Below are 9,954 nucleotides of genomic sequence, written 5' to 3' on the forward strand. Positions count from 1 at the left end.
CGCAGACGTAGACCCGGGCGTCGGGGTCCGGCGTGGCGACCAGCGCCGCGAGGTCGAGTTGCTGCGCCGGCTCGCCGTCGTCGAAGTGGAAGTGCACCCGCTCGGCGAAGCCGGAGGTGGCGATGCGCTCACGGAAGGCGGTGCGCTCCGGGGAGCGCGTGCAGTAGTGCAGTTCGAACTCGGCATCGGTATGGGCCAGGCGCTCGGCCATGCAGAGAATCGGCGTGATCCCGATGCCGCCTGCCAGCAGCAGCGTGTGCCCGGCCGGCTTGAGCGGGAAGTGGTTCTTGGGCGCGCTGATCTGAATCAGATCGCCCACCTCGATCTCCTCGTGCATGGCCACCGAGCCGCCCCGGGAGGCGGGGTCGCGCAGCACGCCGATCAGGTAGCGGTCGCGCTCCTCGGGGTGATTGCACAGTGAGTACTGGCGAATCAGGCCGCTTCTGACCTGCACGTCGAGATGGGCACCGGCGCTGAACGCCGGCAGCGGCCGACCGTGAGGGTCGGCCAGCTCGAAGGTGACGATGTCCCGGGCCTCGTCGTGGCGTGCCTTGACCTCGACGATCAGCGAGAGGGGAACGCTGCTCATGGCGTGACGCCCTCCCTGGCGGTGCGCTCCTCGGCCAGGATGCGATCGATGATGCGCCTGGCCTGTACCCCGCCGCCGTCGATGTTGAGCTTGAGCAGCTGGCGCTCCGGATAGCGCAGCAGGTTGCGCTGCTGGGCCTCGAGCATGTCCAGGTCCTCGGCGAAGATCTTGCCCTGCCCCTCGCGGATCTTCTCGGTGAGCTCGCCGTCTTCGGGCTTGAAGTTGCGCGCCATGCCCCAGAAGTACCAGATCGAGGTGTCGGTTTCGGGAGTGATGAAGTCGACCACGATGCTCGATGCCTTGACCGCTGCCGGGGCGTCGTAGCCGCCATTGCCGGCGTGGGCCACGCCCACCTCGATCAGCACGTGGCTCGGCGGGGTGAAGCGGCAGATCTGCCAGCGATCCACCGGCACGTCGTCGGCCAGGCCGCAGCCGCGCAGGGCCGCCTGCCAGAAGGGCGGCGCCGGTATGTTTTCCATGTGCCGGCTGGTGATGACCTCGTCGCCATTCACGGTGGTCTCGGGGGCGGCCTCCTCGATCTCCGGCTGGCCGATGCTGGAGGCGTGCACGTAGGTCTCATGGGTCAGGTCCATGAGGTTGTCGATCATCAGGCGGTATTCGCAGTGGATGTGGTAGAGCCCGCCGCCGTAGGCCCAGTCGGGATTGTTGGCCCAGTGCAACTCGGGGATCAGGTTCGGGTCGGCCTGTTCGGGATCCCCCGGCCACAGCCACACGAAGCCGTGGCGCTCCTCGACCGGGTAGGCGCGGATGCTGGGAAAGCCGCGCACGCGCTGGCCGGGCATGCCGGCGCACTTGCCGTCGCAGCCCATCTCCAGGCCGTGGTAGCCGCACACCAGCTTACCGTCGCGCACGAAGCCCAGCGACAGCGGGGCACCGCGGTGCGGGCAAAAATCCTCCACCGCAGCAACGCGGCCTTCGTCGCCGCGAAAGAGTACGATGGGCTCGTTGCAGATGGTGCGTCCCAGCGGCTTGTCCGCGATCTCGTCCGGGGTGCAGGCGACGTACCAGGTGTTCTTGGGGAAGGGGGCTTGCTGAGTCACGGTTCTCTCCTCGGGAGCATGGATTTATTACTGCGCTCGATATCCTGGCCGCCGGCGGTGCTCGCTATCCTCATTGAGCTACAGTCAACTCCGGTAGCTGCGCTCCGGCGGCGGCCAGCCTCTCATCGCTCGCTACATAAATCAGTGCTCCCTTCTTTACTGAGAATGTTATGTTTGGATCCAAAGTAGAGCTTTTCAGCCTTGCAATGGTCAACTTATGCTTTAGTTGGATCCATTGGTGATTTCGAAAGGGCAGCAAGGGTGGTGATCGAGTGAGCGACAGCGACAAGAGCGTGGTGAGCCGGTTGCGCAAGCTGATCGGCGAGGGCTTCTATCAGCCCGGTGAACGTATCGGTGAGGTGGCGGTGGCGGAGCAGCTGGGCGTCTCGCGCACCCCGGTGCGCCTGGCCTTCCGTACCCTGGAGCAGGAGGGGCTGCTGCAGCGGGCCGGCAAGCGCGGCTTCATGGTGCGGGAGTTCACCGAGGCGGACGTGCTCTGTGCGGTGGAGGTGCGCGGGGTGCTGGAGGGGCTGGCGGCGCGGCGCCTGGCGGAGCAGGGGCTGAGCCCGGCCCTGGCCGAAGAGCTGACGGTTTGGATCCAAAAGGGGCGCGAGCTGCTGGCCAAGGGCTATCTGGAGGAGCGCGACGTCGACGTCTGGAGCGAGCTCAATCGGCGCTTCCACGAGACCATCGTCGGCTCGGCCGGCAGTCCGGTGATCGGCGATGCCATCGCGCGCAACAACCATCTGCCGTTTGCCGCCGCGGACTCCATCGTCATCGACAGCGAGGCGCTCGACCGGGAGTACCGCAAGCTGCAGCTGGCCCAGACCCAGCACGAGCTGGTGTTCCAGGCGCTGCGCCACGGCGAGGGTGCCCGCGCCGAGATGCTGATGCGCGAGCACGCCTTCATTGGCCTGCGCTACGGCGAGCTGCTGGGCTTGGGGCCCGGGTTCGGTCAGTCGCGAGCCGACGACGACTGATACGTCGTGGGAAAACGCACGATGGGTTTGATGACCCGGCCGTGCTCGGCGTCGTCGATGGCCTGGTTGATCTGCTCGAACTCGTAGTAGGTCACCAGCCGGTCGAACGGGAAGCGGCCCCCTTCGTACAGGCGGATCAGCGCCGGGATGAAGTGATCCGGCAGCGAGTCGCCCTCGACGATGCCCCTCAGGCTGCGGCCCGCCGACATCATGTGGCTCAGATTCAGCTCCAGGTGACTGCTGGGGTCCGAGGCGCCGAGGATGCCGCAGGTGCCGCGGGGCGCCAGCACCGCCACGGCCTGCTGGATGACCGGCGCCAGGCCGGTGGTATCCAGGGCGTGATCGACGCCCGCGCCGCCGGCGGCCTGGCAGATCCGTTCCACCACCCCAGGCGAGTCGGCGACGAAGGCGTGGCTGGCGCCGAGTTCCAGTGCCAGTTCCAGGCGCTGGCGGTTGCGGTCCACCGCGATGATGGTGGTCGCCCCGGCGACCACACCGGCCATGATGGCCGATAGGCCGACCGACCCCGTTCCGAACACCGCCAGCGAGTCGCCCGGCGCGACCCGCAGCGAGTTGAGCACCGCGCCGGCGCCGGTTTGCACCCCGCAGGCCAGCGGTCCCAGCAGCTCCAGCGGAGCCGAGCGGGGCACCTTGACCACGTTGCGCTCATGGCACAGCGAGTGGCTGGCGAAGGAAGACTGGCCGAAGATGTTGCCGTATATCATCTTGCCCGCCTGGGACAGGCCGCTCGAGCCGTCTGCCCGGGTGCCGAGGAAGTTGCGCGGGAAGAAGTCGTGGCAGTAGCTGGCCTGGCCCTTGTCGCAGCTGGCGCAGTAGCCGCACGAGTTGTAGGTCATGACCACGTGATCGCCGACGGCGACCTTGCTGACGCCGCTGCCCACCTGCTCGACGATACCGGCCCCCTCGTGGCCCAGCACCACCGGCTGTGGCGTGGGGAGGTGCTGATCGCGCATGACGATGTCGGTGTGGCAGATGCCGGTGGCCACCAGGCGCACCAGGATCTCACCGGCCCGGGGCGGTTCCAGCTGCAGTGTCTCCAGGGAGAGCGGGGCCTGTGGCGCGCGGGCCACGGCTGCGTTGATTTCCATGACGTGTGTTCCTTTCACTGGGCCGGCTTGGCGACCACCACCGACTGGATGGCGGTGTATTCGTGCAGCCCCGCCTCGGAAAACTCCACGCCGATGCCGGACTGCTTGTGGCCGCCGAACGGAATGTGCGGCGCCATGGCAAAGTGCTGATTGACCCAGGCGCTGCCCGTTTCCAGCCGGCTGGCGATGCGCTCGCCCCGCTCGACGTCCCGCGTCCATACCGAGCCGCCCAGGCCATAGGGCGAGCGGTTGGCGCGGCGTATCGCGTCCTCGACGTCGTCGAAGCGCAGCAGCGAGCGCACCGGGCCGAAGATCTCCTCGTCCACCACCGGGTTGCCCTCCTCGATGTCCCGGATCAGCGTCGGTTCGACGTAATACCCCGGGCCGTAGGTGCGGCCGCCGGCAATGATCCGGCCGTACTGGGGGGCGAGCTCGAGCGTTCGCTTCACCGCGTCGAACTGGCGGCGGTTCTGCACCGGGCCGAACTGGGTGGTCGGATCCAACCCATCGCCCACCTTGGCGGAGCGCGCCAGCTCGGCGAGCGCATCGCACATCGGCTCGTAGATGGCGGAGTGGATGTAGAGCCGCTTGATCGACATGCACACCTGGCCCGAGTTGACGAACGCCAGGCCGAACAGCTGCGGGGCCACGGCCGCCACGTCGACGTCATCGAGCACGATGGCGGCGTCGTTGCCACCCAGCTCCAGGGTGAGGCGTTTCAGGCTGTCGGCGGCGGAGCGCATTACCGCACGTCCGCTGGCGGTGGAGCCGGTGAAGGAGATCTTGTCGATGTCCGGATGTCCGGCCAGCAGCGGGCCGATGTCACCACCGTCCGGCACGACGTTGACCACTCCTGCTGGCACCAGATCGGCGATGAGTTCGCCTAAGCGCAGCGTGGCGAGCGGCGTGGTGGGGCTCGGCTTGACCAGGCAGGTATTGCCTGTGATCAGCGCGGGGCCGAGCTTGTAGCAGGCCATCACCAGCGGGAAGTTCCAGGGCACGATGGCGGCCACCACACCCAACGGGCGGCGGTGCAGCTCGGCGCGCTGCTGCGCGTCGTCCTGCAGTATTCGCGGAGAGAGATCGGCATTGGCGAAGAAGCGCAGGATCGCCGGTGCCTGAAAGGTTTCCACCTTGGAGCCTGCCAGGGGCTTGCCCTGCTCGAGGGTGATCAAGTGCTCCAGCTCCTCGGCATTCGCCTCGATGCGATCGGCGATGGCAAGCAGCACCTGGCGGCGCTGTTCCAGCGGCGTATCCCGCCAGGCGGGCCAGGCCTCGCGGGCGGCGCGAATGGCACGCTCGGCCTCTTCGGGGGTGGCGCGGGGGCAATAGGCCACTACCTCTTCGTTGCTGGGGTTGATCACCGCCATCTGGCGAGTGCCCGTGGTCAATTTGCCGTTGATCAGGGCATGGAAGGCGTGGGAAGTGGACATGGCGTGCTCCTGTTGTTGTTTACGTCTGTTGTTTACGTCTGTTGTTTCGTCCGGGGGTAACGGCCATTCAGCCTCGCCATGTCATGCCGGTCTTGCGTATCCGTGCAGAGACGTTGTCGATTCCTGCAGCGATCGCTTGCCAAGTCGGGTCGTCTTGGACCACTCTGTATGTCGATTTTGTTGTAAGTGGCAATAAATAACGTCAATAACAATTGCTACGGAGACGCTGGAGATGAACGCCTTCGCCCCTCGCAGCGACGCGCGTCCCGCTGGGATGCCGTCGCCAGCCCCATCTGACGCCAGCCTGTGTGCCACCAGCCTGCGCACCACCAGTCTGGAGCGCTTCGTCAGCGCCAGCGGCGCCCATCTGCCGCCCTTGGAGGTGGTGCCCCAGACGCCGACATTCCGGGCCGCTTTGCGAGGTCGAAACCTGCACAGCGGTCAGCTGGTTCAGCTGGCCAGCTCGCCAGTGCGGGTTACGCGTACGCCGCGCATGGCCAGCCACACCGGCACCGACCACACCTTCAAGCTGGTGTGGCAACTGCAAGGTGGGGCCGAGATGGAGCAGGGCAGCCGCACCATCCGCCTGGAAGCCGGGCAACTGGCGATCTATCGCCTCTCGACGCCCTACCGCCTGCATACCTTCGGCGATTATCGCGTGCTGATGCTGAGCCTCGATCTGGCCGACATGCCGGAGTGGCGGCAGCTGGCCGAACGCTGCCAGGGGCAGGTGCTGCCGTGGGACGCCGCCGTGCAGGGAGCCCTGGCGGCGCTGCGTTCGCAGCTGGTGTGGGGTGACGACCCCATGGTGGCAAAGGTGGAGGAGGTGGCGCTCGAGCTCGTTTTCGACTTCCTCTGGCGGCGCCAACGGCAGCAGTTGCACTGCGCCCCCATGCCCAGCGAGCGGCTGGTCAGGGCGCGGCGCCTGGTGCTGGAGCGGCTCGCTGACCCGACCCTGGCGCCGGAGGATCTGGCCAGCGCCCTGAACCTGTCGATGCGTGCGCTCTACGACGAGTTTCGTCGACACCAGCTGGCGCCGCCGGCCACCTTCATTCGCGAGCTGCGTTTGGAGCGCTGCTACCTGGCGCTGCTGGACGCCACGAATCGACGCAACACCATCACCCACATCGCCCTGGAACATGGCTTCGTCGATGGCGCGCACTTTGCCCGGCTATTCCGCCAGCGCTACGGAATCTCTCCCGTGGAGCTGCGCAGGCGGCAGGGGCCGCTGGAGCACTGAACCACGGCGTACCCCCTGCGTCACGTCACCCTTGAAAAGTCCAAGTTGATATTCTTTTTGTCCTGGTTTGTGGGCAAATGGGTACTTTTCCTTTGTCAGAAGCAACGAAAAATCCAATCGACATAGACTAATGTCGATTATCGGGTAGGGCAGTGGTGGGGTAGCTTAGTCGCTAAGCCGAACGTGTGTTCGTGTTGCGAACAAAGGCGCTGCAAACCGACTATAACTACCCTTGGAGGCACCCATGAACCGTGTCCTGTCCCGCTGCCTGTTGGCGGCTTCCATCGCTGGGCTCACTGCCGCTTCCGCCGCGCAGGCCTCCACCACCCTGCGCATGTCGCACTTCTGGCCGGACGGTTCCGGCATCAACCAGGAAATCTTCCAGGCCTGGGCCGATGCCGTGCAGGAGGCTTCCGGCGGCGAGCTTACGATCGAGAACTACCCGTCCCAGACCCTGACCCGCGCCGACCAGGCCTACCAAGGAACGGTCAACGGCATCTCCGACATCGCCATCACCGCTCAGGGCTACACCGCGGGCCGTTTCCCGCTGTCGCAGATCGTCGAGCTGCCGGGGGTTTCCGATACCGCCAGCCAGGGCGCTTGCATCCTGCAGACCCTCTACGACGACGGCCACATCGCCGGAGAGTATGACGACACCAAGGTGCTGTTCATGTTCACCACGGGGCCGGGCTACCTGCACACCGTGGATAACGACATCCAGTCGCCCGCCGATCTTTCCGGCCTGCGTATCCGCCGCCCCACCGCCGTGGCCGGCGAGATGCTCGAGCAGCTCGGCGCCCAGCCGGTCGGCATGCCGGCGCCGGACATCTACACCTCGCTGCAGCGCGGCGTGATCGACGGCCTGAGCTTCCCCTGGGAGGGCATGAAGGTCTTCCGCCTCAACGAGCTGGCCAACTACCACACCCAGGTGCCGTTCTACTCGCTGATCTTCGTCGCCACCATGAACCAGCGCAGCTTCGACCGCCTGAGCGAAGAGCAGCAGGCGGCCATCGAGGCCAACAGGGGCATGCAGTGGAGCGAAGTGGCCGGCGGCGTGTTCGACGGCCTGGATGAAGCAGGCAAGCAGGAAGCCGAGGAGGCCGGGCACACCATCCGCGTGATCGACAACCCGCTCGAGCACGACGATTGGGCCGGTCCGCTCAAGGCGGGGATCGAGAACTACCTGAGCGAGCTCGAAGGCCGCGGCCTGGACAATGCTCGTGAAGTCTACGAAGCCGCCATGACGGCGCGCGAGGCCTGCTCGGTCGAGCAGGGCTGAGCCGGGAGGCCATGATGCAACCCTTGCTGTTCGCAAGCCGCCAGCTGGGGCGCCTGTGCCTGCTGGTGGCGGGTCTGGCGCTGCTGGCGCTGATGAGCGTGACCATCGTCGACGTGCTGCTGCGCCTGGCGTTCCGCCTCTCCGGCGGGGCGCTCAACTGGAGCGTGATCGGCAGCGTCGAGCTGGTGCGCTATCTGTTGATGTTCTCGCTGCTGGCAGCCATGGCCGCCAGCGTGGAGCGCAGCCAGGTGGTGGTGGAGGCCTTCTCCCACGGCCTCTCGCCGGTGCTCAAGGAGCGCCTGGGCGGCCTGTTCCTGCTCGGCTTCGTGGTGCTGGGCGCGGTGATGGCCATCGGCCTGTGGCAGGAGGCGGGCATTGCCGCCCAGCGCGGCCAGGTAACCCAGGACCTGAGGATTCCCATGGGGCCGATCTACCAGTTCGGTGCCGTGCTATGCGCGCTGCTGGCGCTGCGCAGCCTGCTGCATGCCATCCTGGGCGCCTTCTTCGCCACCGAGGGGGGAGGTGTCCATCATGAGTAGCGAGATGATCGGTGGCATCGGCCTGATCGGTCTGCTGGTACTGCTGATTCTGCGGGTGCCGGTGGCGCTGGCGATGCTGATCGTCGGTGTGGTGGGCTTCGCCCAGGTGATCTCCTGGGGCGCGGCGCTCTCCATGGTCAAGTCGGTACCGGTGGACGTGCTTTCCAGCTACAGCTTCAGCGCCATTCCGATGTTCATCCTGATGGGGGTGCTGGCCGCCCATTCGGGCATGGCGGGCATGCTGTTCAACTCCACGCGCACCATCTGCGGCGGCTGGAAGGGCGGCATGGCGATCGCCACAGTGGGCTCCTGTGGGGTGTTCTCGGCCATTTCCGGTTCGTCGCTGGCCACCGCCAGCACCATGACCCGGGTGGCCCTGCCCGAGATGGAGAAGCACGGCTACAAGCGCTCGCTGGCCACCGGCACGCTGGCTGCCGGCGGCACCCTGGGCATCATGATCCCGCCCAGCATCGCGCTGCTGATCTATGCCGTGATCACCGAGCAGTCCGTCGGCGACATGTTCGCCGCGGGCATCATCCCCGGCCTGATGGGGCTGGTCTTCTATGCCCTGACGGTCAGCGTGGTGATGCGCATCTGGCCCGACATGGTGGTGCCCGGCGAGTCGACCTCGCTGAGCGAGAAGCTGCGCTCGATCTCCGGGCTGCTGCCGTTCTTCGCCGTGTTCGTGATCATCATTGCCGGCATCTACCAGGGCATGTTCACGCCCACTGAAGGGGCCAGCGTGGGCGCCTTTGCCACCATGCTCTACGCCTTCTACAAGGGCATGCGCCTGGCCGGGCTGTGGCAGAGCGTGCGGGAAACCCTGGCACTCTCGGCGGTGGTGTTCTTCATGCTGGTAGGGGCCGAGACGCTGGGCTACTTCATCTCGGTGTCGCGCATCTCCTTCACCATCAGCACCTTCCTCGGCGGGCTGGACGTGCCGACCATCGTCATTCTGCTGCTGATCCTGCTGCTCTACTTCGTGCTCGGCATGTTCATGGACTCCATCGCCATGCTGGTGATCACGGTGCCGGTGGTGTTCCCGATCATCACCATGCTTGGCATCGACCCGGTGTGGTTCGGCATTCTTACCGTGCTGACGGTAGAGCTGGGGCTGGTGACGCCACCGGTGGGCATGAACGTGTTCGTGATCAAGGCGATGGCGCCGCATGTGGGGCTGGGCGAGATCTACCGCGGCGTGACGCCCTTCATCGTCGCCGACCTGCTGCGCCTGGCGCTGTTGATTGCTTTCCCGGTGCTGTCGCTATGGATGCTATAACCTCGCACCTTTGATCTCCTGCCCCGGTTCAGCCTAGCTGACCGGGGCCTTTTCATTTGGGCGAGGCTTCGGCGTGCTGGCGCAGGCGGAAGTCCCGCGGCGAGAGCCCGGTATTGCGCTTGAAGAAGCGGGTGAAGTAGGCCGGTTCGGAGAAGCCGAGGCTGTCGGCGATCTGGCTGATGGTCATGTTGGTATAGGTGAGCTGACGCTTGGCCTCCAGCAGCAGGCGCTCGTGGAGCAGCTGTAGCGCACTGCGATTCGCCAGGCGGCGGCACAGGGCGTTGAGGTGCGCACTGCTCATGCCGAGCCACTCGGCAAACTGCTCGACGCTGGGCTGCTGGCGGTACTGCGCCTCGATCAGGGTCTGGTACTGGGCGAGGTGCTCATGGCCGCGGTCGCGACTCCGCGGCTCCGCGGTGGCGGGGCCGTGCGGCTCGGCCAAGCG

The 9,954-nt window shown here is 66.4% G+C and carries 10 protein-coding genes; 5 read left to right on the top strand and 5 right to left on the bottom strand.

Translation table 11 applies throughout. From position 1 onward, the window contains the following. Positions 1-589 (bottom strand): ferredoxin reductase (locus B8115_RS09520; RefSeq protein WP_010627558.1); only part of this gene is annotated, 589 nt, incomplete at its 3' end. Continuing rightward, positions 586-1,650 carry an aromatic ring-hydroxylating dioxygenase subunit alpha gene (locus tag B8115_RS09525; protein WP_010627559.1) on the bottom strand — a complete coding sequence of 355 codons (1,065 nt, stop codon included), beginning with the start codon at positions 1,648-1,650 and terminating at the stop codon, positions 586-588. The genes B8115_RS09520 and B8115_RS09525, both read right to left, overlap by 4 nt. 272 nt (positions 1,651-1,922) lie before the next feature. Between B8115_RS09525 and B8115_RS09530 the strand changes: the two genes are divergently transcribed. Beyond that, positions 1,923-2,630 (top strand): GntR family transcriptional regulator, encoded by a 708-nt coding sequence (locus B8115_RS09530; protein WP_010627560.1) that lies wholly within the window; start codon positions 1,923-1,925, stop codon positions 2,628-2,630. On the opposite strand, the gene B8115_RS09535 is transcribed toward B8115_RS09530, so the two are convergent. Together B8115_RS09535 and B8115_RS09540 are read right to left on the bottom strand one after the other, a co-directional pair. After that, positions 2,606-3,739, bottom strand: coding sequence for an NAD(P)-dependent alcohol dehydrogenase (locus B8115_RS09535; protein WP_010627561.1), 1,134 nt, complete (start codon positions 3,737-3,739; stop codon positions 2,606-2,608). The two genes, B8115_RS09530 and B8115_RS09535, sit on opposite strands and share 25 nt — an antisense overlap. 14 nt (positions 3,740-3,753) lie before the next feature. Continuing rightward, positions 3,754-5,172 carry an aldehyde dehydrogenase family protein gene (locus B8115_RS09540; protein ID WP_010627562.1) on the bottom strand — a complete coding sequence of 473 codons (1,419 nt, stop codon included), beginning with the start codon at positions 5,170-5,172 and terminating at the stop codon, positions 3,754-3,756. A 232-nt stretch (positions 5,173-5,404) separates the two neighbouring features. Here B8115_RS09540 and B8115_RS09545 point away from each other — a divergent pair, with 232 nt between their 5' ends. The 4 genes from B8115_RS09545 (at position 5,405) to B8115_RS09560 (ending at position 9,509) form a co-directional block, all read left to right on the top strand. Beyond that, positions 5,405-6,412 carry a helix-turn-helix domain-containing protein gene (locus tag B8115_RS09545; protein WP_010627563.1) on the top strand — a complete coding sequence of 336 codons (1,008 nt, stop codon included), beginning with the start codon at positions 5,405-5,407 and terminating at the stop codon, positions 6,410-6,412. Positions 6,413-6,656: 244 nt separating this feature from the next. Beyond that, positions 6,657-7,691, top strand: a complete 1,035-nt coding sequence (locus B8115_RS09550; RefSeq protein WP_010627564.1) for a TRAP transporter substrate-binding protein — start codon at positions 6,657-6,659, stop codon at positions 7,689-7,691. A gap of 14 nt (positions 7,692-7,705) precedes the next feature. Then, positions 7,706-8,230, top strand: coding sequence for a TRAP transporter small permease (locus B8115_RS09555; protein WP_010627565.1), 525 nt, complete (start codon positions 7,706-7,708; stop codon positions 8,228-8,230). Next, on the top strand, positions 8,223-9,509 hold the full coding sequence (locus tag B8115_RS09560; protein ID WP_010627566.1) for a TRAP transporter large permease: 1,287 nt from the start codon (positions 8,223-8,225) through the stop codon (positions 9,507-9,509). Before B8115_RS09555 ends, B8115_RS09560 begins: the two co-directional genes overlap by 8 nt. Positions 9,510-9,561: 52 nt before the next feature. On the opposite strand, the gene B8115_RS09565 is transcribed toward B8115_RS09560, so the two are convergent. Further along, on the bottom strand, positions 9,562-9,954 hold a 393-nt coding region (locus B8115_RS09565), incomplete at its 5' end, for a helix-turn-helix domain-containing protein (RefSeq protein ID WP_010627567.1).

Origin of the sequence: Halomonas sp. KM-1 (assembly GCF_000246875.1) — a bacterium.
GTDB lineage: Bacteria > Pseudomonadota > Gammaproteobacteria > Pseudomonadales > Halomonadaceae > Halomonas > Halomonas aerodenitrificans.